This is a genomic window from Streptosporangium oxazolinicum (genome assembly GCF_039537505.1).
Lineage (GTDB): Bacteria > Actinomycetota > Actinomycetes > Streptosporangiales > Streptosporangiaceae > Streptosporangium > Streptosporangium oxazolinicum.
The window spans coordinates 530,080-553,274 of sequence record NZ_BAABAQ010000002.1 but is presented as its reverse complement, the minus strand read 5'-3'; the positions used below and the strand labels follow the sequence as shown (position 1 = coordinate 553,274).

General features: G+C 72.6%; 19 protein-coding genes. 17 read left to right on the top strand and 2 right to left on the bottom strand.

From position 1 onward, the window contains the following. The first annotated feature begins 7 nt into the window (after nt 1-7). From rpoZ to rpe, 17 genes are all read left to right on the top strand, one after another. Nucleotides 8-271 carry a DNA-directed RNA polymerase subunit omega gene (rpoZ, locus tag ABD817_RS07425; RefSeq protein ID WP_030909981.1) on the top strand — a complete coding sequence of 88 codons (264 nt, stop codon included), beginning with the start codon at nt 8-10 and terminating at the stop codon, nt 269-271. 8 nt (nt 272-279) lie between these two features. After that, nucleotides 280-1,512: a bifunctional phosphopantothenoylcysteine decarboxylase/phosphopantothenate--cysteine ligase CoaBC gene (coaBC, locus tag ABD817_RS07420; RefSeq protein WP_344916349.1), complete on the top strand. Its 1,233-nt coding sequence runs from the start codon at nt 280-282 to the stop codon at nt 1,510-1,512. A gap of 79 nt (nt 1,513-1,591) precedes the next feature. Continuing rightward, nucleotides 1,592-1,960: a hypothetical protein gene (locus ABD817_RS07415; RefSeq protein WP_344916347.1), complete on the top strand. Its 369-nt coding sequence runs from the start codon at nt 1,592-1,594 to the stop codon at nt 1,958-1,960. Nucleotides 1,961-2,217: 257 nt separating this feature from the next. Next, nucleotides 2,218-3,405 carry a methionine adenosyltransferase gene (metK, locus tag ABD817_RS07410; protein WP_344916345.1) on the top strand — a complete coding sequence of 396 codons (1,188 nt, stop codon included), beginning with the start codon at nt 2,218-2,220 and terminating at the stop codon, nt 3,403-3,405. An 819-nt stretch (nt 3,406-4,224) separates the two neighbouring features. Further along, on the top strand, nt 4,225-5,301 hold the full coding sequence (locus ABD817_RS07405) for an iron-siderophore ABC transporter substrate-binding protein (RefSeq protein ID WP_344916343.1): 1,077 nt from the start codon (nt 4,225-4,227) through the stop codon (nt 5,299-5,301). Between the two features lie 80 nt (nt 5,302-5,381). Continuing rightward, on the top strand, nt 5,382-6,392 hold the full coding sequence (locus ABD817_RS07400) for a FecCD family ABC transporter permease (protein ID WP_344916341.1): 1,011 nt from the start codon (nt 5,382-5,384) through the stop codon (nt 6,390-6,392). 11 nt (nt 6,393-6,403) lie between these two features. Further along, entirely contained in the window at nt 6,404-7,501 is a 1,098-nt protein-coding gene (locus ABD817_RS07395; protein ID WP_344917229.1) for a FecCD family ABC transporter permease, read from the top strand. A 10-nt stretch (nt 7,502-7,511) separates the two neighbouring features. Then, nucleotides 7,512-8,984 carry an amidohydrolase gene (locus ABD817_RS07390; RefSeq protein ID WP_344916339.1) on the top strand — a complete coding sequence of 491 codons (1,473 nt, stop codon included), beginning with the start codon at nt 7,512-7,514 and terminating at the stop codon, nt 8,982-8,984. A 253-nt stretch (nt 8,985-9,237) separates the two neighbouring features. Further along, nucleotides 9,238-11,406 carry a primosomal protein N' gene (locus ABD817_RS07385; RefSeq protein WP_344916337.1) on the top strand — a complete coding sequence of 723 codons (2,169 nt, stop codon included), beginning with the start codon at nt 9,238-9,240 and terminating at the stop codon, nt 11,404-11,406. A gap of 49 nt (nt 11,407-11,455) precedes the next feature. After that, nucleotides 11,456-13,114 carry a hypothetical protein gene (locus ABD817_RS07380; RefSeq protein ID WP_344916335.1) on the top strand — a complete coding sequence of 553 codons (1,659 nt, stop codon included), beginning with the start codon at nt 11,456-11,458 and terminating at the stop codon, nt 13,112-13,114. A gap of 40 nt (nt 13,115-13,154) precedes the next feature. Further along, entirely contained in the window at nt 13,155-14,531 is a 1,377-nt protein-coding gene (locus ABD817_RS07375; protein WP_344916334.1) for a hypothetical protein, read from the top strand. Nucleotides 14,532-14,746: 215 nt separating this feature from the next. Next, the gene (def, locus tag ABD817_RS07370; RefSeq protein ID WP_344916331.1) at nt 14,747-15,295 is read left to right on the top strand and encodes a peptide deformylase; all 549 of its coding nucleotides are present in this window, start codon (nt 14,747-14,749) and stop codon (nt 15,293-15,295) included. 5 nt (nt 15,296-15,300) lie between these two features. After that, on the top strand, nt 15,301-16,230 hold the full coding sequence (fmt, locus tag ABD817_RS07365; RefSeq protein ID WP_344916329.1) for a methionyl-tRNA formyltransferase: 930 nt from the start codon (nt 15,301-15,303) through the stop codon (nt 16,228-16,230). Nucleotides 16,231-16,235: 5 nt separating this feature from the next. Further along, nucleotides 16,236-17,789 (top strand): RsmB/NOP family class I SAM-dependent RNA methyltransferase, encoded by a 1,554-nt coding sequence (locus ABD817_RS07360; RefSeq protein WP_344916327.1) that lies wholly within the window; start codon nt 16,236-16,238, stop codon nt 17,787-17,789. A 138-nt stretch (nt 17,790-17,927) separates the two neighbouring features. Then, complete coding sequence (gene asnB, locus ABD817_RS07355) at nt 17,928-19,781, top strand: asparagine synthase (glutamine-hydrolyzing) (protein WP_344916325.1); 1,854 nt, start codon at nt 17,928-17,930, stop codon at nt 19,779-19,781. 84 nt (nt 19,782-19,865) lie between these two features. After that, nucleotides 19,866-20,081, top strand: a complete 216-nt coding sequence (locus ABD817_RS07350; RefSeq protein ID WP_344916323.1) for a twin-arginine translocase TatA/TatE family subunit — start codon at nt 19,866-19,868, stop codon at nt 20,079-20,081. Between the two features lie 143 nt (nt 20,082-20,224). Further along, nucleotides 20,225-20,911 carry a ribulose-phosphate 3-epimerase gene (gene rpe, locus ABD817_RS07345; protein WP_344916321.1) on the top strand — a complete coding sequence of 229 codons (687 nt, stop codon included), beginning with the start codon at nt 20,225-20,227 and terminating at the stop codon, nt 20,909-20,911. Between the two features lie 227 nt (nt 20,912-21,138). On the opposite strand, the gene ABD817_RS07340 is transcribed toward rpe, so the two are convergent. Next, nucleotides 21,139-22,197: an ABC transporter ATP-binding protein gene (locus ABD817_RS07340; protein WP_344916319.1), complete on the bottom strand. Its 1,059-nt coding sequence runs from the start codon at nt 22,195-22,197 to the stop codon at nt 21,139-21,141. Beyond that, complete coding sequence (locus ABD817_RS07335; protein ID WP_344916316.1) at nt 22,194-23,195, bottom strand: ABC transporter ATP-binding protein; 1,002 nt, start codon at nt 23,193-23,195, stop codon at nt 22,194-22,196. Before ABD817_RS07335 ends, ABD817_RS07340 begins: the two co-directional genes overlap by 4 nt.

Genomic DNA, 23,195 nt, shown 5'->3' with positions numbered 1-23,195 from the left:
ATCACACGTGGCAACCAGCGCCGCCTACTCCGAAGGCATCACCAACCCGTCGATCGACGCCCTGCTCGACATCGTCGACAGCAAGTACAGTCTCGTGATCTTCGGCTCCAAGCGGGCGCGTCAGATCAACGCCTACTACTCCCAGCTCGGGGAGGGCCTGCTCGAGTACGTCGGCCCGCTCGTCGAGACCCACGCGCAGGAGAAGCCGCTGTCCATCGCGCTGCGCGAGGTCAGCGAGGGCCTGCTCACCTCCGAGCCGATCGAGGGCTGAACCACCTCGTGCGGGCCCCAGAAGAGGCCGGGTCTCCCGGCAGGCCCAGGGTCGTCCTCGGTGTGAGCGCGGGCATCGCCGCCTACAAGGCGTGCGAGTTGCTGCGCCTGTTCACCGAGTCGGGCCACGACGTGCGCGTGGTCCCGACAAAGGAGGCGCTCCGCTTCGTCGGTGAGCCGACCTGGGCCGCGCTGTCCGGCAACCCGGTCACGACCGACGTCTGGGAGTCCGTGCACGAGGTGCCGCACGTCCGCATCGGGCAGGGCGCCGACCTGGTGGTCGTCGCGCCGGCCACCGCCGACGTGCTCGCCAAGGCCGCCCACGGGCTGGCGGGCGACCTGCTGACCAACACCCTGCTCACCGCGCGCTGCCCGGTGGTGTTCGCCCCGGCGATGCACACCGAGATGTGGGAGCACCCCGCGACCCGCGCCAACGTGGCCACGCTCCGCGAGCGCGGCTCGATCGTCGTGGACCCCGCGGTGGGCCGCCTGACCGGTGCCGACACCGGCCCCGGCCGGCTGCCGGACCCGAAGGAGATCTTCGAGGTCTGCCGCCGCGTCATCGCCGGACGCCCGGCCGACCTGGCCGGTCGCCGTCTGGTGATCTCCGCCGGGGGCACCCGCGAGGCCATCGACCCGGTCCGCTTCATCGGCAACCGCTCCTCGGGTCTGCAGGGCTACGCGCTGGCCCGTACGGCCGTCGCCCGGGGGGCCGAGGTCACCCTGGTGGCCGCCAACGTCGGCCTGCCCGACCCGGCGGGGGCGAAGGTCGTCCGGGTCGAGTCGGCCCTGGAGTTGCGCGCCGCCGTGCTCGACGCGGTGGAGGGCGCCGACGCTGTGGTCATGGCCGCCGCCGTCGCCGACTTCCGGCCCTCGGCGCGGAGCGAATCGAAGATCAAGAAAACCGCCGACGAGCCTGCCGCCATTCATCTCGTGAAAAATCCCGACATTCTGGCGGAGCTGGGTGAGCGGCGCCGCGAGGGTCTCAAGCCGTACCCACGGGTGATCGCGGGATTCGCGGCCGAGACCGACGACGTCCTCGCCAACGGGCGGGCCAAGCTCGCCCGCAAGGGCTGCGACCTGCTCGTCGTGAACCAGGTCGGCGACGGTCTCGCCTTCGGCACGCCCGACAACGCGGCCGTGGTCCTGGTCGCCGGCGGGGAGCCGGTCGACATCCCGCGCGGCCCCAAGGAGGCCCTCGCCGACACGGTCTGGGACCTTGTCGCCGCGCGCCTGGTCTGACCCCTTGCCGCGGGCCACCTCCCGGCGGATACTGCCTCCGAGATGGCCTGCAATGTCGCGGCTGGGAGGGGTTTCGATCATGCCGGTCGCCGCCGCCGTCAGGGCTCGATGCCGGGCGCTGCTCCCCCCGGGTGAGGAGATCCACTACGTCCTGCCGGCGCTGTCGGTGGGCACCCCGGGCATGGCGGCCTTCCTCATCGTGGTCACCGACCGCACCATCTGCGTGATGTCCACCAAGTTCTTCGACCGCGACGCGCCGACCTCGGTGTACGCCACCCACTCCCGGCGCACCCGGCTCGGCCCGCTGGAGTTCTCCGCGGGCGCGGCCATCGAGCTCGGCGGCATGGTGTTCGAGATCGACGAGGAGTACGCCGCGGTGGTCGCCGCCGCTGACGCCGAGGTCTTCGCCCCCGAGACGCTCCCCCCCGACCCACTGCCTGATTTGTGACCTAAATACCGTTTTGGTGTGATTGCTCCTCGTGTCGCGATCGAACCCTCCTCGCATCGCGGTCGCGTGCGTTTCGAGCCCGGATTTCCTCGCGACAGAGCTCTTTTCCGTACGCGATCCGAGACTTTAAAGTGACATGATCTGAGACGGTTTCACGGCTCCACATCAGGTGGGGCTAGAATTCGCCGGAGCGCTACTGGTGTCCGCCGATGCCAGAGCCCCCAACGCCAGCAGCCGCTGCATGAGGAGCCACTGACTTGTCCCGTCGCCTGTTCACCTCCGAGTCGGTCACAGAGGGCCACCCGGACAAGATCGCCGACCAGATCAGTGACGCGATTCTCGACGCCATGCTCAAGGGTGACCCCAAGAGTCGCGTCGCGGTCGAGACGCTGATCACCACCGGTCAGGTCCACGTCGCCGGAGAGGTGACGACGGAGACCTACGTCGACATTCCCGGTCTCATCCGGGAGAAGATCCTCGAGATCGGTTACGACGCCTCGCACAAGGGCTTCGACGGCGCCTCCTGTGGCGTGTCGGTGTCCATCGGAGCGCAGTCGCCCGACATCGCCCAGGGCGTCGACGACGCCTACGAGAACCGCGAGGGCGAGGCCGGCGACGAGCTCGACCGCCAGGGCGCCGGTGACCAGGGTCTGATGTTCGGCTACGCCTGCCGCGAGACCCCCGAGCTGATGCCGCTGCCGATCCAGCTGGCGCACCGCCTCGCCGAGCGCCTGTCGCAGGTCCGCAAGGACGGCACGGTCCCCTACCTGCGTCCCGACGGCAAGACCCAGGTCACCGTCGAGTACGAGGGCGACACGCCCGTCCGGCTCGACACCGTGGTGGTCTCCACCCAGCACGCGGCCGAGATCGACCTCAAGGAGATGCTCGCTCCCGACATCAAGGAGCACGTGGTCGACCCGATCCTGGCCGACCTGGAGATCACCACCGAGGGTTACCGCCTCCTGGTCAACCCGACCGGCCGCTTCGAGATCGGCGGCCCGATGGGCGACGCCGGCCTGACCGGCCGCAAGATCATCGTTGACACCTACGGCGGCATGTCCCGCCACGGTGGCGGCGCCTTCTCCGGCAAGGACCCGTCCAAGGTCGACCGCTCGGCCGCCTACGCCATGCGCTGGGTCGCGAAGAACATCGTGGCCGCCGGTCTGGCCGACCGCGCCGAGGTCCAGGTCGCCTACGCCATCGGCAAGGCTCACCCGGTCGGCGTGTTCGTCGAGACCTTCGGCACCGAGAAGACCGACGTCGAGAAGATCCAGCAGGCCGTGCTGGAGGTCTTCGACCTGCGCCCGGCCGCGATCATCCGCGACCTCGACCTGCTCCGCCCGATCTACTCGGGCACCTCCGCGTACGGTCACTTCGGCCGCGAGGGCTTCTCCTGGGAGTCCACCGACCGCTCCGACGCCCTGCGCAGCGCCGCCGGTCTCTGACCCGCACCGCGTTTCCCGACGGCCCCCGTGAGTTCGCTCACGGGGGCCGTTCGCGTTCCCCGCTCCGTCCCGCCCGGCGAGATGCCGGACAACGGTCGCGGGGGCGACGGCCTCTCGAAGTGAGCGGGGGAGCCGAGTCTCCCCCTTGGAGTTCGTTCGCGGCGGCGATCCGCGTTTCCGCCGGACAACCCGTTCCGATGAGGGCGCGTCCCGGATATTCGGTGCTTTTCCCCAGGTCGGAGGCGATCGCGTCACGCTCGTCGAGTTCGGGGAACAGGTCCGCGAGATCTCCGGGAGACAGGTCGTCGAACGGTGTCCCGGCCCTTTCCGGATTGTCGGCAGCAACAAACGGAAAGCGGCTCGGATTAGCGGTTCGGCGGGTCGGATCCCTGTTCTCGGAGCCTTTCCGGGTGCGGGGACGAAGCCATCTCAGTGATGCGTATTTGGTAAGGGAACGTGCCCGACAACCGGACGGGAGTTCGGCCGCCTTGGGAGGTGACGGACACGGTGTGCGGTGATCCGGGGATTTTCCGGGTCTTCGTGGAAAGTCCCGAGGCCGTTGTCGCGGCCGGCCTCCCGCCGGCCTGATCCGCTCCGGTGCGGACGCGCGCCGCCCGCGGGCCTCGAGGCCGTCGTTTCCCGCCGGGTGCGGCGTCCCGGCACGCCTGCTGGAAACGAACGCCGAAGGGGTATGTACCCCGTTTTTTGATCTTTGCTGGTGAGGGCCGTGTTCCCGACTTGACAACTCATTTAGGTTAGGCAACCCTAAGCGTTGCTTAAGCTGAAAAAGTACGGCTTCTAGTACAAAAAGGACTACCGATGGCCCGCGTACTGCCCCTGCGTCTCGCCGGCGCCCTCGCGTCGATCGCGCTGCTGATCTCCGCGGCGGGATGCGGATCCGGCTCGTCCACGACCTCGGCCGAGCCGGCGGGCACCGGGCAGGCCACCGGGCAGAGCACCCAGGGGGCCGCGTCGGCCTTCCCCGTCACCATCGCGCACAAGTACGCCAGCACCACGATCAAGGCGGCGCCGAAGCGGATCGTCACGGTGGGGCTGACCGACCAGGACGCCCTGCTGGCCCTCGGCGTCGTCCCGGTCGCCACCACCGAGTGGTTCGGCGGCTACCCCGGCGCCGTGGGACCGTGGGCCAAGGAGGAGCTGGGGAGCGCGGCGGTGCCGGAGGTGCTCAAGGACACCGGTGGCGGCCCGCAGTTCGAGAAGATCGCCGCCCTCCGGCCCGACCTGATCCTGGGACTGTACTCGGGGCTGACCCAGGAGCAGTACGACACCCTGTCGAAGATCGCCCCCACCGTGGCGCAGCCCAAGGAGTACTCCGACTTCGGGATCCCCTGGCAGGAGCTGACCCGCAAGGCGGGCCAGGCGGTCGGCAAGGCGGAGGAGGCCGACAGGCTCGTGGCGGAGCTCGACGCCCGCATCGCCGCCGACGTGGCGGCGCACCCCGAGTTCAAGGGGGCGAGCGGGCTGATGGCCACCCCGTACGAGGGCTACTTCGTCTTCGGCTCCGAGGACCCCCGCTCCCGCCTGCTCACCTCGCTCGGCTTCGCCCTCCCCGCCGACCTGGACAACGTGATCGGCGACAAGTTCGGCGCCAGCATCAGCCGTGAGCGCCTGGACCTGCTCGACACCGACGTGATCGTCTGGTCCGTCGCCAACGCCGAGACCGAACGGGCCAAGCTCCACGCCGACAAGGTGTACGCCGACCTCGGGGTGGTCAAGGAGGGACGCGAGGTCATCATCGCCGAGGGCACCGCCTACGGCAACGCCGTCTCCTTCGTCTCGGTGCTCAGCCTGCCCTACCTGCTCGACAGGCTGGTCCCGCAGCTCGCGGACGCCGTGGACGGGGACCCGGCGACCGAGGTCAAGCCCGCACAGTGACCGGCACCCCGAACGGTCCGGTCACCGAAACGCCGAACGGCCCTGTGACCGTTAAATCGAACAGCCCGGTCACCGGGACCGTGAGACGTCCGCTCGCCGCCCTGGTGGCGGCGCTGGGGGTCCTCGCCGTTCTCTGCCTGCTGTCGCTGGCGCTCGGCGCCCGTCAGATCCCGCCGGGCCAGGTGCTGGAGGCGCTGTCCGGCCACGCGCGGGACGCGGGGGTCGAGAACATCGTGTGGTCGGTCCGCGTACCGAGAACGCTGCTCGGCCTGCTCGCCGGGGCGGCGCTCGGCCTGTCCGGCGCGCTGATGCAGGCCCTGACCCGCAACCCGCTCGCCGATCCGGGACTGCTCGGCGTCAGCGCCGGTGCCGCCTTCGCCGTCGTGCTGTCGGTCGCCCTGCTGGGCATCGCGACGATCGCCGGTTTCATCTGGTTCGCCTTCGCGGGCGCGCTGACCGCCAGCGTCGTGGTCTACCTGCTGAGCGGCCTGGGACCCGGCGGCACGACACCGGTCAAGCTCGCCCTGGCCGGTGTCGCGGTCACCTTCATGCTCAGCTCCCTGACCAGCGCCATCGTGCTGATCGACCCCGAGTCGCTCAACCGGTACCGCTTCTGGTCGGCGGGGTCGCTGGCCGGGCAGAACACCCAGGTCCTGCTCCAGATCCTGCCGTTCCTCGCGGCCGGGACCCTCCTGGCCCTCGCCTCGGCGCCCGCGCTGAACAGCATCGCCCTCGGTGACGACATCGCCACCGCGCTCGGCCGCAGGGTGGGCCTGGTCAGGTTCCAGGGGGCCGTGGCCGTCACGCTGCTGACCGGCGGGGCGGTGGCCGTCATCGGCCCCGTCGTCTTCGTCGGCCTGGTGGTGCCGCACGTCGCGCGGGTCTTCGCGCGGTACGGCGGCGCCGAGACCGACCACCGGTGGCTGCTGCCCCTGTCGATGCTGCTGGCACCGTGCCTGCTGCTGGCCGCCGACATCGCCGGGCGGATGATCGCGCCACCGGCCGAGATCCAGGCCGGTCTCATCGTCGCCTTCATCGGCGGGCCCTTCTTCGTCGCGCTGGTCCGTCGTCGCCGTCTCGCGGAGATCTAGCCGTGCCCCCCATGGTCGACAACCTCACCGTCCGCCTGGCCTCGCCGCCCGTCTCCTGGGTGGTGCGTCCCCGGCTCCTGGCCGTGTGCCTGGTCCTGGCCGCCGCGACCTTCCTCGTCCTCTGCCTCGGCATCGGCGTCGGCGACTTCCCGCTCACCGTCACCGAGGTCGTAGGGGCGCTGTGGGGTTCGGCCGACCAGGGCACCCTGTTCGTCGTACGGGAACTGCGCCTGCCCAGGGCGCTGGCCGGGCTGCTGGTGGGCGCCGCCTTCGGCCTGTCGGGCGCCCTGTTCCAGACCATGACCCGCAACCCGCTGGCGAGCCCCGACATGATCGGCATCACCGAGGGCGCCGGTACGGCGGTGGTCGCGGGGATCGTCCTCGGGCTGGGCGGCCTGGGGAGCCAGTTCCTGGGGTTCACCGGAGCCGTGCTCACCGCCCTGCTGGTCTACCTGCTGTCGTGGAGGGGCGGGATCACCGGTTACCGGATCGTGCTCGTCGGCATCGGCGTCTCGTGGATGTGCACCAGCGCGACGGACTACCTCATCGTCACCTCGGAGCTCTTCCAGGCGCACGCGGCGCTGGGCTGGCTCGTCGGCAACCTCAACGGCCAGAGCTGGGATCGGGTGGTCCCGCTCGCGCTCGCCCTGGCGGTCCTCGCGCCCGCCGCGCTGCTGCTCGGTCGCTGGACCCGCGCGCTGCAGCTCGGCGACGACGTCGCCCTGGGGCTCGGCACCCCGGTACGGCGCGCCCGGCCGCTCATGCTCCTCGTCGGCGTCGGCCTGGTCGCCTTCGGCACCGCCGCTGCCGGTCCGATCGCGTTCGTCGCCCTGGCCGCGCCCCAGATCGCCCAGCGGCTGGCCCGTACCGCGGGGCCGACCCCGGTCGCCTCCGCGTTCGCGGGGGCCCTCGTCGTGCTGGGGGCCGACCTGGTCGCGCGCAGGCTGGTCCCCGGGACCGAGCTGCCGGTCGGGGTGGTCACCGGGGCGCTCGGCGCGCCGTTCCTGCTCTGGTTGCTCGCCCGAGGCGGTCGCCGAGGCGGGGCCCGGCCCCGCCCCGCGTGGATCGGAGCCCTCCGCTCCCTCGCACGCGGCCGCGGGTCCGCCTAATCTCTGCCTCATGTCCTCACCGTCTTCTCGCCTGTTGCTGCGCAACGCGCGGCTGGGTCCCGGCGGCCCGCTCCGCCACGTCCTGATCGTCGGCGGCCGGGTCGCGGAGGTGGCCGCGGAACCGCCCCCCTGTGACGAGTCCGTCGACGCCGGGGGCGGCACCCTCCTGCCGGGCCTGTGGGACGCGCACGTGCACTCCGCGCAGTGGGCGCAGGCCCGGCGCAGGATCGACCTGACCTCGGCGCGGTCGGCGCGGGAGGCGGTCGGCCTCGTCGCCCCCTTCTCCGGTGCCGGTGCCTCCGGCGCGTCCGGCTTCACGGTCGGCTACGGCTTCCGCGACGGCCTGTGGCCGGACACGCCGCACAAGTCGCTGCTCCAGGCGGCGGCGCCCGACCGGCCGATCGTCCTGGTCAGCAATGATCTGCACACCGCCTGGTTCAGCCCGGCCGCGCTGGCGGCGATCGGCAGGGGCGGGCACCCGACGGGGGTGCTGCGCGAGCGCGACTGCTACGACGCGATGGCGGAGATGCCCCCGCCGCCCGAGGAGGAGCTGGACCGCTGGGTGGCCGAGGCCACCACCGCCGCCGCGGCCAGGGGCGTCGTCGGCGTACTGGACTTCGAGTTCGCCGACAACGTCACCGACTGGACCCGGCGGGTCCGGTCGGAGCGGATCGACGTCCGGGTCGGCTGCTCGATCCCGGTGAACCGGCTGGAGGAGGCGATCGGCCGAGGGCTGCGTACCGGCGAGCCCGTCGCCGGTACGGGGGGCCTGCTGGAGGTCGGCCCGGTCAAGACGTTCGTGGACGGGTCACTCAACACCAGGACCGCCTACTGCGCGGACCCGTACCCCGGCGGCGACGCGCGCGGGCTGCTGGAGACGGCGCCGGAGGAGCTGTACGGCGTCATGGCCCTGGCCGCCGGGCACGGGATCGACCCGGCGGTGCACGCGATCGGCGACCTGGCGGTGGGCATCGCGCTGGACGCCTTCGAGCGGACCGGCTGCCCGGGGAGGATCGAGCACGCGCAGCTGGTCCGCCCGGAGGACTTCGGGAGGTTCGCCAGGCCCGGCCTGGTCGCGGGCGTGCAACCCGCCCACGCGCCCGACGACCGCGACGTGGCCGACCTGCACTGGTCGGGGCGGACCGGCAGGGCCTTCGCCTACGCCGACCTGCTGGCGGCCGGAGCCGTCATCGAGCTGGGCTCCGACGCCCCGGTGGCGCCGCTCGACCCCTGGGACGGGATCGCCTCGGCGGTGGCCAGGACCGACGACGACCGGCCGCCGTGGCACCCTGAGCAGGCGATCCCGCTGCCGGTGGCGCTCGCGGCGGCCGCCAGGGGACGCGCGGGAGTGCGTCCCGGCGACCCCGCCGACCTGGTGATCACCGAGTACGATCCGGCCGGGCTGGACGGGGACGGCCTGCGCCGCATGCCGATCCTCGGCACCCTGCTCGGCGGACGCTGGACCTACCGCCGCTCCATCTGACGCCTCTACTCCGGACGACCGCTCTGGCGGTTCGCGGCCGGGTGGCGAGTCGAGCCTCCGTCCGGCCGGACCCGTCTCCCGTCCTCTCGACCCGGGACCGGGCTGTTCTTCGGAGTCGTCCCGATCTGGGACTGATCCGCCCTTCGGACTCCCGGCCCAAGACCGGCCCGCCCACGGGCTCTTCCCGGTCCGGGACCGGCTCGCCTTCCCCGCCGTCGTCTGGGTGGGTGCCCGGGTCTGGTAGGACAGGTGGGTGACCCACGCCAGCCCCTCGCCGGACGACGACGCCCTGCTGCCGCTCGACGCCGTCCGTGAGCGGCCCGCGCCCGGCGGTCCCGCGAGGGCGCGGGGCGGCACCGGCAAGGTCGTCAGGCGGGCCGGGCAGGCCGGGGTCGTCAGGGCCGCGAGGACGGCCAGGGCGGCGGAGGTGGCCGAGCCGGTCAGGGGGGTGCCGGAGCCGGCCGCCGAGCTGCCGGTCGCGCGGGTCGTCGTCGACACGCCGCTGCCGCACCTCGACCGGCTGTTCGACTATCTCGTCCCCGCCCCCCTGGACGCCGCCGCCGTGCCGGGGACCCGGGTCCGGGTCCGGTTCGCGGGCAAGCTCGTCGACGGGTTCCTGCTGGAACGGGCGGAGACCACCGAGCACGAGGGCAAACTCACCCGCCTGGAGAGGATCGTCTCCGCCGAGCCCGTGCTCACCCCGGAGATCGCCGCGCTGGCCCGCGCGGTGGCCGACCACTACGCCGGGACCATGGCCGACGTCCTGCGCCTGGCCGTCCCGCCCCGCCACGCCAGGGTCGAGGCCGAGGCCCCCGCCCCGGTCCCCGAGGACCCTGCGCGGGAGATGGGAACGGGCCCCGGGCCGTGGGCGGACTACCTGGAGGGGGAGGCGTTCCTGGCGGCCCTGGCCCGGGGAGGCTCCCCCCGCGCGGTGTGGACCGCCCTGCCCGGAACCGGGGAGAACGGGCCGGGGTGGCCGGAGGCGGTCGCGGTTGCCGTCCGGGAGACCCTGCGCGGGGGCAGGGGAGCCCTCGTGGTGCTTCCCGACGGCAAGGACGTGGCCCTGCTCGACGCGGCCCTGAGCGCCGTCCTGGAGCCCGGCGCGCACGTGGCGCTCACGGCCGACCTCGGGCCCGCCGAGCGCTACCGGCGGTGGCTGCGGGTGGTCAGGGGGCAGGCGCGGGTCGCGGCCGGGACCAGGGGCGCGGCGTTCGCCCCGGTCAGGGATCTCGGGCTCGCGGTCATCTGGGACGACGGCGACGATCTGCACTCCGAGCGGCTCGCCCCCTATCCGCACGCCAGGGAGGTTCTCGCCCTGCGCGCCCACCGGGCGCGGGCGGGCCTGCTCATCGGGGGATACGCCCGTACGGCCGAGGCCACCCAGCTCGTCGCGGCGGGCTGGGCCGGGCCGATCGTCGCGGCCCGCGAGACGGTCAGGGCCAGGGCGCCGAGGGTCCGCCCGGCGGGGGAGGACTCGGAGCTGGCCAGGGACGAGGCGGCCAGGGCCGCCCGGCTGCCCAGCCTCGCCTGGCGGACCCTGCGCGCCGGGCTGGAGACCGGCCCCGTGCTGGTGCAGGTCCCCCGGCGGGGCTACCTGCCCGCGCTGGCCTGCCGGAGCTGCCGGACACCGGCCCGCTGCGGGCACTGCGGCGGCCCGTTCGCGCTGCGCGGCGGCCACGTGGCCCCGTACTGCCGCTGGTGCGGCCGGATCGCGGGTGACTGGCGCTGCCCGTCCTGCGGGGGCGCCCAGGTGCGTGCCCTGGTGGTCGGTGCCCGCCGTACGGCCGAGGAGCTGGGGCGGGCCTTCCCCTCGGTGCCGGTCAGGACGTCGGGCAGGGACGGGGTGCTCGCCACGGTCGGCGCGGGCCGCGCCCTGGTGGTGGCCACCCCGGGAGCCGAGCCGGTGCCCGAGGGCGGGTACGCGGCGGCGGTGCTGCTGGACGGCTGGGCACTGCTCGGCCGGCCGGACCTGCGCGCCGCCGAGGAGACGCTGCGCCGGTGGATGAACGCGGCGGCCCTGCTGCGGACCTCCGCCGAACTGGTCGTGCTGGCCGACTCCTCACTGGCCGCCGTACAGGCTCTGCTGCGCTGGGATCCGGTGAACCATGCCGAGAGAGAACTGGCCGACAGGACAGAACTCGGTTTCCCCCCCGCGGTGAGAATGGCGACACTCACCGGATCTCCGGCCTCGGTCAGGGAAATGATCGGCGAGATGATCCTGCCGCCTGAGGCACAGGTGCTCGGTCCCGTCCCCGTCGACTCCCCCAAGGGCGATCAAGTGCGGGAACGCGCCATGGTGCGGATCGCGAGGGCGTCCGGATCGGCACTGGCCACGGCGCTGAAAGGGGCCGCCGGAGTACGCTCCGCGCGCAAGGCTCCCGAGGTGGTCAAGGTATGCATTGACCCCCTAGATGTGATTTGAGTTGTTTCCCCGATTCGCGGTGCTGGCAGTAAGCCGTTAATTTTCCCCTGTGTCGATCGAATGGGTGAATCGGGCCGTAGACGACCTGCGCGCGTGGGGGCGTGCGCACGGCCTGGACGTTGACGTGGACGAGGTGCGGCTGCTCTGCGACTACGCGAGTGACTATCTGGACGTGAACGAGCTGGGTGACTTCACCCCCGTCGCCTTCGAGGAGCTGCTGCTCAACATCTATCCGCGCAAGGTCATCGCCCCCCCGGAGAGTGCCCCCGAGACCGTCGCCGCCGCCCGTACCCTGGTCGACTTCCTGCTCGCCACCGAGGAGATCGGCGGCAAGATGGCCGTCCGGATGAGAAGCGTCATCGATCGCATCGAGCCCGAGATGCCCATCGCCCTCGCCGACACCTCCCGGTTCGGCATGGCCAAGAGCCTCTTCAGCGCGATGGGCGCCGACTCGCTGGAGCAGGACGCCGGGAGCGCGATCCTCTCCGTCTCGGCGGTGCAGGAGGAACCCGCCGTCGAGCACTGCGACTGCCCCGGTTGCTCCCCCCTCCCGCCCGTGCGCCTGGCGCCCCGCGAGACGCTCGCCCAGAGCGCCCTGCGGGTGCCGCTGGTGACCGACGCGCGCAGGCTCGTCCAGTGGATGCTCGCCGGGGGCCGTACCCCGACCCTCAAGGGCCGGCTCAGGGTCCGCGACGCCGCCGAGGCGACCGCCCAGCTCTCGGTGGCCGACCCCGGCCTGCTGTGGGAGCTCGCGGTCCACACCGGCCTGGTGGAGGTCGAGGGCACCGCCATCTTCGACGGCGAGGACTTCGACCCGCTCGACATCTGGGCCGCGACGGTCGAGTTCGTCGTCGAGAAGGAGACCGGCGGCGCCGTGACGGGCGACGTCTCCCTCGACGAGGAGCTCTACGGCCTGTGCGACATGCTCTACCGCCTCCAGGCGCCCGTGCCGATCCCCCTCGTCAGGGAGTACCTGGAGGAGATCGGCCTGGTCGAGGACGGCGAGATCGACGTCCCCGAGGCCGTCAGGCGGCTCGCCTACTGCGGGATGGCCGAGCCGGGCGACGAGCTGCTGGAGCTCACCCCGCTGGCCCTGTGGGGGCTGCACGAGCTCTACACCGACCTGGGCATCGAGGCGCCCGAGGCGGCCGACCTGACCACCGCCGACGCGCCCGAGCTCATCGAGGGGCTGCTTTCCGGAATGCCCGCCGAGATGGCCGAGGCCGACATCGGGGGCTGGCTGGAGAACAGGACACCGGAGCAGGCGGTCACCGAGCTGCTCGGCTCCGTCTCCGGCGCGCCCTCGGTCGCCAGGGGCGTCGCGGTGACGATCGTCGACCGCCTCGGTCCCGACGCCGAGGAGGCGGTGCGCGCCTTCCTGGAGGAGCCCGAGCTGCGCCCGCACGCCATCCACTGGCTGAGCTCGCGGGGCCTGGCGGCCCCCGTGCTCACCCAGGCGGAGGTGCTCTGGATGAGCGTGGACATGCTCGCCCTCGCCATGCCCGCCGCCGAGGAGGATCCGGAGACGTTCGCCGAGAACATGTCCGCCTCCGGCCCCCCGCCACACGTGATCGAGGAGATGTGGCGGGTCGACCATCCGGAGGTCGTCGACGTCCTTGAGCTGCTCGGACGCTCCCTCAGAGATCACGGAGCGGCCAAGGCGGCCCGCAAGGCGGCCTTCAAGGCACGTTCTCGCGCCATCGGCTGAGCCGTGTATGCGTGAGGCGTGAGTGCAGTAAGTTTCACGGGTGGCAAAGAGCGGGAAGAGTGGGAACGTCTTCGACATCGGCGAACTGCGCAGGCTGGTCGATGAGCTGGGAACGGCGCCCCGCGAGCTGCGGGCGGCCGTTCTGGAGGAGTCCGTCACCGCCACGGGCCGCGGCTGCCCCCCGCGTGGCGACGCGCTGAGTTTCCCTCCCGTCGATCTCGCCGACGACGCGGAGCTGGCCGCGAGGGTGTCGCGGGTGCCGCTGGTGATCGACGCCCAGCGCCTGGCCGCCTGGACCGGCGCCCGCCAGGTGACCCCCGAGGGCCTGCTGCCCGACCCGTTCGCGCCCTGTGCCGAGCTCGGCCTGCCGGGTCCGGCGCGGCTGCACCTGCTCTGGGTGGTCGCGGTCAACACCGGCATGCTCCGCATCTCCCGGGGCAGCGTGACGCCCGGCCCGCTCACGCTCTCTCCCGACCTGCCGCCCCGGGCGCTGCTGGGATTCTGGGACGGCGTGGTGATGGACGTCCTCGACCGCGCCGACGACGACCTGACCGGCTCCCCGGTGATCGACGACCACCTGGCCGAGATGCTCGCCACGCTGTACGCCGTGCGCGAGGGGCTGTCCACCGCGACCCTGGCGAAGGGCATCCTGCAGTCGCACCAGGTGGCCTGCGGGGCCCGCCAGGCGGAGATACGGGTGCTGGCCGGCGCGCTTCCCGCCCAGCTGGAGTCGGCCCTGTCGCTCCTGGGCTACTGCGGGCTGGTCGAGACCTCGGAGGCGGGCCGGCCCAGGCTCACCCCGCTCGGCATGTGGGCCGTCCGCCAGGACCTGATGCGGGAGGGCCACGACGCGCCGACGGGCGCCGAGGTCGCCGTCTTCACCGACCTGGGCGCGGCCGAGCTGGTCGAGGCGATCATGAAGGGGGCCGCCGCGCCCAGCGCCGTCACCGTGTGGCTGGAGTCCCGCCACCCCGAGTCCGCCGCCCGCGAGCTGGTCAAGGTCGCCGCCTCGGGTACGGCCGGCCGCCGTGGCGCCGTGGGCACGATCCTGGAGGAGCTCGGCCCCGAGGCCGAGGCCCCGCTGAGGGAGGCGCTCTCCGAGCCCGCCATGTGGCGCTACGCCGCCTCCTGGCTGCACATCCGCGACCTGCCCGCGCCCGCCCTCACACCCGCCGACAACACCTGGCTCGCGGTCGACTCGCTCGCCTCGCTGCTCGAGCGCGGCGACGCCTCCGAGGCGATCTGCGAGTTCGACGCCCTCGAACCCGGCGAGGACCTCGTCCGCGTGATCGAGGAGATGGCCCTGGTGGACCACCCCGACACCTTCGCCGTCCTGGACCTGCTGGGCTCCCGCCACGGTGACGCGGCGGTGGCCAAGTCCGCGCGCAAGGCCGCCATGAAGGCCCGCTCCCGCTGACCCCGGGTCTCCCTCCCGGTCCGGGCGGTGGCCCGGGTTCCACCGTGGCCAGGTCCGCCCGCCCCCGGTAACGGCCCGCCCTCCGATGACGACCCGCCCGCTCCCGGCGGTGGCCCTCCCGTCCGGTCCCCGCGCCGGGGGCCGGGAGAAGGCCCGGGGGAGGCGGCCGTCGCCCTTAGACTGGGGCAATCCCCTGAAGCGTGAGGAGATCCCTGTTGGCCATTCAGCCGATCCGCCTTTTCGGCGACCCGGTGCTGCGCACTCCCGCCGAGCCGGTCAAGGACTTCGACAAGGAGCTGCGCAAGCTCGTCAAGGATCTCACCGACACGATGATGGACGCGCCGGGGGCCGGGCTGGCGGCACCGCAGATCGGGGTCGGCCTGCGGGTCTTCACCTACTACGTGGACGACCAGCTCGGGCACCTGATCAACCCCAACCTCGACCTGTCGGAGGACAAGGACGAGGAGGGGGAGGAGGGCTGCCTGTCGTTCCCCGGCCTGTCCTTCCCCACGCCCCGGTCGATACGGGCCGTGGCGACCGGTTTCACCATGCACGGCGAGCCGGTCACCCTGGAGGGCACCGACCTGATGGCCCGCTGCTTCCAGCACGAGACCGACCACCTGGACGGCGTGCTGTTCATCGACCGGATGGACCTCCAGCAGCGCAAACTCGCCATGAAGGCGATCCGCGAGGCCGACTGGAACGGACTGTCGGCCCCCGCGTTCAAGTTCTCCCCGCACGCCACCCAAGGGAAGGCTCTGTAGGAACCTTGCGCCTGGTCTTCGCCGGAACCCCGGACACCGCCCTGCCCTCGCTGCGGGCCCTGATCGACTCGCCTCGCCACGACGTCGTCGCCGTCGTCACGCGCCCGGACGCCCAGTCGGGCAGGGGCCGCAAGGTCCATCCGAGCCCCGTCGCCGAGCTCGCCGAGGAGGCGGGCATCGAGGTGCTCAGGCCGCCCAAGGCGGGTGACCCGGGGTTCCTCGCCCGGCTCGGGGAGCTCGCCCCCGACTGCTGCCCGGTGGTCGCCTACGGCGCGCTCCTGCCGCAGGCCACCCTCGACATCCCCCGGTACGGCTGGGTCAACCTGCACTTCTCGCTGCTGCCGGCCTGGCGTGGCGCGGCGCCGGTGCAGCACGCCGTGCTCCACGGTGACGCGATCACCGGCGCGGCCACCTTCCGGATCGTCAAGGAGCTGGACGCCGGCCCGGTCTACGGCGTGGTCACCGAGGAGATCCGCCCCGCCGACACCAGCGGGGAGTTGCTCGCCCGGCTCGCCGAGTCCGGTGCGGGGCTGCTGGCGGCCACCCTCGACGGGATCGAGGACGGCAAGCTGGAGGCCGTGCCGCAGCCCGCGGAGGGGGTGAGCCTCGCCCCGAAGATCGGCGTCGACGACGCCAGGGTCGACTGGTCCGCGCCCGCGATGCGGGTCGACCGCCTGATCCGTGCCTGCACCCCGGCCCCGGGCGCGTGGACCGGGTTCCGCGGCCAGCGGATCAAGCTGGGGCCCGTGCGACCGGCTCCGGACGCCTCCGGGCTGGCCCCCGGCCAGATCGCGGCGTCCAAGAACTCCGTCCTGGTCGGCACCGCCACCTACCCGGTCGAGCTGGGCGAGGTGCAGCCGCAGGGCAAGCGCCTGATGGGCGCGGGGGAGTGGGCCCGCGGCGTGCGGCCCACCGACGAGGATCGGCTGGCCTGAAGATCATGAGCAGTGGTAACGGCCGTAACGTCCCGCGCGGCGGGGATCACGGCTCGGCGGGCCGCTCCCGCGGCGCCGGAGGCAGGGGCAGGGGCGGACGCCCGCCCAAGCCGGTCCGCGACGAGGCGCGCAACGCCGCGTACGACCTGATGCGCGCGGTCGACGAGCGGGACGCCTACGCCAACCTGCTGATGCCCACGCTGCTGCGCGAACGCCGCCTCTCCGGGCGCGACGCGGGCCTGGCCACCGAGCTGGCCTACGGCACCCTGCGCGGCCTCGGCACCTACGACGAGATCATCGCGGCCTGCAGCGACCGGGCGCCGGAGGACGTCGACCCGCCGCTGCTGGACGCCGTCCGCCTGGGCGTGCACCAGCTGCTCAAGACGCGGGTCCCCCCGCACGCCGCCGTCGGCACCACGGTCGACCTGGTACGGCTGCGGGTGGGCGTCGGCGCGTCGAAGTACGCCAACGCCGTGCTGCGCAAGGTCTCCACCCGCTCCCTGGAGCAGTGGATCCCGATCGTGGCGCCCGACCCGGCCGACGATCCGGTGGGTCACCTGGCGGTGGCCCACAGCCACCCGAGGTGGATCGTCGACGCCCTGCGCGACGCGGTGGGCGGCGACTTCGAGGAGACGGCCGCCCTGCTCGCGGCCGACAACGAGCGTCCCAGGGTGACCCTGGTCGCCCGCCCCGGCCGCTCGTCGGTCAAGGAGCTCCTCGACGCGGGCGCGGAACCCGCCAGATACTCCCCGTACGCGGCCTACCTGCCCGAGGGCGACCCCGGCGCGGTCCTCGCCGTGGCCGAGTCGCGCGCGGCCGTCCAGGACGAGGCGAGCCAGCTCGTCGCGCTGGCCCTGACGCGGGTCCCGGTGGAGGGCCCCGACTCCCGCTGGCTCGACCTGTGCGCGGGGCCCGGCGGCAAGGCGGGCCTGCTCGACGCCATCGCGACCCGTGGCGACGAGGCGGGCCTGGGCGGCGTCGGCGCCGAAGGGCCCGTTCTGGCCACCGGAACGGCCCAGACCACCGGTACGGTCTCCGGGCCCGGCGCGGGTCCGGTGGCCTTCCCCGGCGGGGCTCACCTGCTCGCCGCCGAGTTGCAGTACCACCGGGCGCGGCTGGTGTGGCGGACGACCCGGCAGGCCGCGGTGATCACCGCGGACGGCACCGCGCCCGCCTGGCGGCCCGGGGTCTTCGACCGGGTCATGCTCGACGCCCCCTGCACCGGCCTGGGCGCGCTGCGCCGCCGCCCGGAGGCCCGCTGGCGCCGCGATCCCCGGAGCCTTCCCGAGCTGGGCGGGATCCAGCGCGCCCTGCTCGACTCGGCGATCGACGCGGTCCGCGCCGGTGGCGTCGTCGCGTACGTGACCTGCTCGCCGCACCTGGCCGAGACCGTCGCCGTGGTCGGCGACGTGCTGCGCCGCCGCGACGACGTCGAGGCGCTGGACGCCCGCGAGCACCTGCCCGAGGTCGAGGGGCTGGGCGAGGGGCCGTACGCGCGGTTCTGGCCGCACCGGCACGGCACCGACGCCATGTTCCTGGCCCTGCTGCGCCGCCGCTGAACGAGCGCCTCCCTCCCCTCAGAGGGAGGCGACCGAGGCTATCTCCGCAGGTCAGAGGGTATGGCCTGGGCATATATGGACACCGCGCGCTGTTCGATTGAATGTAACTGCCTCCGAACAGGATGCGGAGTTGTCGAAATGTGCGGAATCTGCGGATGGGTGGACTTCGAGCGCGATCTCCGGCAGGAACAGGCCGTCGCACAGGCCATGACCGACACCATGGCCTGCCGCGGGCCCGACGACGAGGGGGTGTGGCTCGCCCCGCACGCCGCGATAGGTCACCGGCGCCTCGCCGTCATCGACATCGAGGGCGGACGCCAGCCGATGATCGCGGACGAGGACGGGCAACCGATCGCCGTCCTCACCTACAGCGGCGAGATCTACAACTTCGTCGAGCTGCGCGCGGAACTGACCGCCCGCGGCCACCGCTTCCGAACCCAGAGCGACACCGAGGTCCTCCTGCGGGCCTACCTCGAATGGGGCGAGGGCTTCGCCGAACGGCTGAACGGCATGTTCGCCTTCGCGATCTGGGACACCCGCCGCGAGGAGCTGCTGCTCGTCCGGGACCGGATGGGCATCAAGCCGCTGTACTACCACCCGCTCCCGAACGGCGTGCTGTTCGGCTCCGAACCCAAGGCGATCCTCGCCAACCCCCTGATCGGGCCGCCCACGGTCGACGCGGACGGCCTGCGCGAGCTGATCGCCTTCGTCAAGACCCCGGAAAGAGCGGTCTACCAGGGCATGTACGAGGTGCGCCCCGGCCACACCGTCCGGGTGACCCGTGAGTTCCTGTGCCGCCGCCCCTACTGGCGCCTGGAGTCCCACGAGCACACCGACGACCTCACCACCACCGTCGGGACCGTACGCGAGCTGCTGGACGACATCGTCACCCGCCAGCTCATCTCCGACGTGCCGCTGTGCACCCTGCTCTCCGGCGGCCTCGACTCCAGCACCATCACGGCGCTGGCCGCCCGAGGGCTGGAGGGGCTCGGCGCCGGGAAGGTCCGGTCGTTCTCCGTCGACTTCACCGGATACAGCGAGAACTTCACACCCGACGAGATGCGCGACACCCCCGACACGCCGTACGTGCACGACGTCGTGCGGCACATCGGCGCCGACCACACCGACATCGTCCTGGACTCCGCCGATCTCATGGAGCCGGCGGTGCGCGCCGGGGTGCTGAGGGCGCGTGACCTGCCGATCGGCATCGGGGACATGGACACCTCCCTCTACCTGCTGTTCCGCGCCATCCGGGGCCACTCCACGGTGGCGCTGTCCGGCGAGTCCGCCGACGAGGTCTTCGGCGGCTACCGGTGGTTCTTCGATCCCGAGGCGGTCTCCGCGGACACCTTCCCGTGGCTGGTGGCCCCCGGGTTCGGACGGTTCGCCGGGGTGGGGGCGCTCCTCGACGACGACATCGCGCGCAAGCTGGACATCCCCGGCTACCGCGCGGACAGCTACCGGCAGGCACTCGACGAGGTGCCCCGGCTGCCGGGCGAGGAGGGCCTGGAACGGCGCATGCGGGAGATCTCCTACCTGCACCTCACCCGGTTCGTGCAGATCCTGCTGGACCGCAAGGACCGGATGAGCATGGCCCACGGGCTGGAGGTCCGGGTGCCGTTCTGCGACCACCGGCTGGTGGAGTACGTCTTCAACGCCCCCTGGGCGATGAAGACCTTCGACGGGCGGGAGAAGAGCCTGCTGCGCGCCGCCGCCGCGGACCTCCTGCCCCCCTCGGTCCTCGGGCGCCGCAAGAGCCCCTACCCGTCGACACAGGACCCCTCCTACGAGGAGGCCGTCCGCGCCGAGGTGGTCCGGCTGCTCGACGGCGGGGACGTCGCCGCCGCGCCGCTGATCGACCCGGACAAGGTACGGGCCGTGCTCGACCGGCCGGAGGCGGACGGCGGGCCCACGGGAAGCCGGGCGTCGCTGGAGGGGCTTCTCCAGTTCAACGCCTGGCTGGAGAGGTACCGGGTCCGGGTCAACATCTGACCCGCGCCCTCGAACCCCCGCCCTCGAACCCCGGCTGGTTCCGGGTCCCGGGGCGGGGACGTCCCATCGGAAGGAGGTCGTCCCATGGCCGACCTTGGACTGCCCGAACTGCTCATCATCGTGGCGGTGTTCGTCCTGCTGTTCGGTTCCGCGAGGCTGCCCGACGCCGCCAGGTCGGTGGGCCGCTCCCTGCGCGTCTTCAAGGCCGAGGTGACCAGGCCGGACGACGTCGTCCCGCCTCCCGGCGAGACCGGCGGCCAGGACGAACCGCCGCCCGCGCCGCCCGCCGTCCCCCGATGACCCCGGGTCGTGCGGCCGTAGCCAGGTGCTCGCCCACAGACCGGGTGTCCCGTGGAGGCCCGGCCCCGCTCCAGGGGAGCCCCGAAGGGGAGCCCCGAGGGGGAGGACGAGCGGCGGGCCCCCGCCGCTAGAATCGGCCAATCATGGCCGTACAGATCTCGCCCAGCATCCTGTCCGCCGACTTCGCCCGCCTCGCCGAGGCGGCCGCGGCGGTGCCCAACGCCGACTGGCTGCACGTGGACGTCATGGACAACCACTTCGTGCCCAACCTCACCCTCGGTCTGCCGGTCGTCGAGTCCCTCCTCAAGGCGACCTCGACGCCGCTCGACTGCCACCTCATGATCGAGGACCCGGACCGCTGGGCCCCCTCCTACGCCGAGGCCGGCGCCGGGAGCGTCACCATCCACGTGGAGGCGGCCAAGGCCCCGGTGCGCACGCTGCGCCAGATCCGCCGGGCGGGCGCCCGCGCGGGCCTTGCACTGAACCCGGCCACCCCCGTCGAGCCGTACGAGGACCTGCTCGGCGAGCTCGACATGCTGCTGCTGATGACCGTCGATCCCGGTTTCGGCGGGCAGAAATTCCTCGACATCGTGCTGCCCAAGGTCCGCAGGGCCCGCGAGCTCGTCGACCGGCACGGCGGGCAGGTATGGCTCCAGGTGGACGGCGGTGTCTCCGACACGACGATCGAGCGCTGCGCGGAGGCGGGCGCCGACGTCTTCGTGGCGGGCAACGCCGTCTACGGAGCCGAGGACCCGGCCCGCGCGGTCGACGGCCTGCGCGCCCTGGCCACGTCCGCGGAGCCGACAGGCCACCGTCTCGGCGGCCACTGAGCCCCGCCCAGGCCACAGGAGCCCCGGCCCACAGGAGCCGCTCACAGGAGCCCAGGCCCCCAGGAAGGGACCGGGCTCCTCCCAACGGCGTTCCCCTGCGGCGTCGGAGGCTTCCACCGTCGGAGGGCGGGACCCACATGGGTCCCGCCCTCCGATGTTTCCGGGAAGCCGCGAGGAGACGGGCCGGGCCGGTCGCGGGGACCGGCGAAGACGCCGCTAGGAGTCCCTCAGGACTGCAGCGCCGGGTCCAGCACCACGTCCTGGCCGTGCACGGTCGGCTGCTCGGGGAAGTGGCAGGCGGTCAGGTGACCCTCCCGGTTGCCCTCCAGCCTGACCAGCGGGGGCTCCTCGGTCGCGCACCTGTCCTGGGCCTTCCAGCAGCGGGTGCGGAAGCGGCAGCCGGACGGCGGGTTGATCGGGGAGGGCACGTCCCCGGCCAGGCGGATGCGCTCGCGCGGCTCCTCGTCCCCCAGTACCTCCGGCACCGCCGACAGCAGCGCGTGGGTGTAGGGGTGCCGGGGGCGCTCGTACAGGGAGGCGCGGTCGGCGACCTCGACGATCTTGCCGAGATACATGACCGCGACCCGCTGGGAGAAGTGCCGCACGATCGCCAGGTCGTGCGCGATGAACAGGAACGCGATGCCCATGTCCCGCTGGAGCCGCTGGAGCAGGTTGACGACCTGAGCCTGGATGGAGACGTCGAGGGCGGAGACGGGCTCGTCCGCGATGATCAGCTTGGGGTTGAGGGAGAGCGCGCGGGCCACCCCGATGCGCTGCCGCTGGCCGCCGGAGAACTCGTGCGGGAAGCGGTTGAAGTGCTCGGGGTTGAGCCCGACGATCTCCAGGAGCTCCCGGACCCGGTTGTCCCTGCCGCCCGGGGGGTTGATGCCGTTGATCTCCATCGGGCCGCCGACGATGGTGCCGACCGTGTGCCGGGGGTTCAGCGACGAGTACGGGTCCTGGAAGATCATCTGGATCTCGGCCCGGATCGGCTTCAGCTCCCTGCGCTTGGCGTGGCCGATCTCCCGCCCGGCGTACCTGATGCTGCCCGCCGTGGGCTCCAGCAGCCGGGACGCCAGCCGCCCGGCGGTGGACTTGCCGCAGCCGGACTCGCCGACCAGGCCGAGCGTCTCCCCGGCGTGCACCGTCAGGTCGATGCCGTCCACCGCGTGGACCCTGCCGACCTGGCGTTTGAAGATGACACCGCCCATCACCGGGAAGTGCTTCTTCAGCCCGGACAGCTCCAGCAGCGCCTCGCCGCGGGGTTCGCCGGTTGTCTCGCTCATTTCTTGATCTCCCTCTTCTGGGCGAGGGTCAGGTAGCACGCGTCGCCGTGGCCGCGGTGCGGGGACAGTTCGGGCCGCTCGGAACGGCACAGCCCGGGACCGGCCAGCTCCATGAAGTCGCACCGGGGGTGGAAGGGGCAGCCGGACGGGACGTTGATCAGGCTCGGCGGGGTGCCGCGGACCGGCCGGAGCGGCACGTCCACCGAGGCGTTCAGGCGGGGCATGGAGGCGAGCAGGCCCCAGGTGTAGGGGTGGCGGGGCTCGTGGAGGACCTCCTTGACGGTCCCGCGCTCCACCGCCCGCCCGGCGTACATCACCAGTACGTCGTGCGCGGTGTTGGCGACCACGCCGAGGTCGTGGGTGATCAGGATGATCGAGGCCCCCGTCTGGTCCTGGAGCTCCTTGAGCAGGTCCAGGATCTGGGCCTGCACGGTCACGTCCAGGGCGGTGGTGGGCTCGTCGGCGATGAGCAGGTCCGGGTCGCACACCAGTGCCATCGCGATCATCGCGCGCTGGCGCATGCCGCCGGAGAACTGGTGGGGATAGTCGTCCACCCTGGTCTTCGGCTGGGGGATGCCGACCCGGGTCAGCATCTCGATCGCGCGGCTCCTGGCCTCGGCACGGCTCGCGCCGGTGTGCTTGCGGTAGACCTCGGAGATCTGCTTGCCGATGGTGTGGTACGGGGAGAGCGAGGTCAGCGGGTCCTGGAAGATCATCGCGACCTTGTTGCCGCGCAGCTTCTCCATGGTGGACCGGGAGGCGCCGATCAGCTCCTCGCCGTCCAGCCGGATCTCTCCGCCGATCTTGGTGGTCTCCGGGTTGTGCAGGCCGAGCACGGTCAGGTTGGTCACCGACTTGCCGGACCCGGACTCGCCGACGATGCCCAGCGTGGTGCCCTTCTCCACGTCGAAGGAGAGCCCGTCCACCGCGTGGACGACGCCGTCCTCGGTGTGGAAGTCGACGGTCAGGTCACGGACCGAGAGGAACGGAGTTGACAC

Coding starts and splice junctions, on each gene's coding strand:
- rpe (WP_344916321.1), top strand. CDS start 20,225: ATGGCCGTACAGATCTCGCCCAGCATCCTGTCCGCCGACTTCGCCCGC.
- ABD817_RS07360 (WP_344916327.1), top strand. CDS start 16,236: ATGAGCAGTGGTAACGGCCGTAACGTCCCGCGCGGCGGGGATCACGGC.
- ABD817_RS07395 (WP_344917229.1), top strand. CDS start 6,404: ATGGTCGACAACCTCACCGTCCGCCTGGCCTCGCCGCCCGTCTCCTGG.
- ABD817_RS07350 (WP_344916323.1), top strand. CDS start 19,866: ATGGCCGACCTTGGACTGCCCGAACTGCTCATCATCGTGGCGGTGTTC.
- ABD817_RS07390 (WP_344916339.1), top strand. CDS start 7,512: ATGTCCTCACCGTCTTCTCGCCTGTTGCTGCGCAACGCGCGGCTGGGT.
- ABD817_RS07415 (WP_344916347.1), top strand. CDS start 1,592: ATGCCGGTCGCCGCCGCCGTCAGGGCTCGATGCCGGGCGCTGCTCCCC.
- asnB (WP_344916325.1), top strand. CDS start 17,928: ATGTGCGGAATCTGCGGATGGGTGGACTTCGAGCGCGATCTCCGGCAG.
- ABD817_RS07340 (WP_344916319.1), bottom strand. CDS start 22,197: ATGAGCGAGACAACCGGCGAACCCCGCGGCGAGGCGCTGCTGGAGCTG.
- ABD817_RS07405 (WP_344916343.1), top strand. CDS start 4,225: ATGGCCCGCGTACTGCCCCTGCGTCTCGCCGGCGCCCTCGCGTCGATC.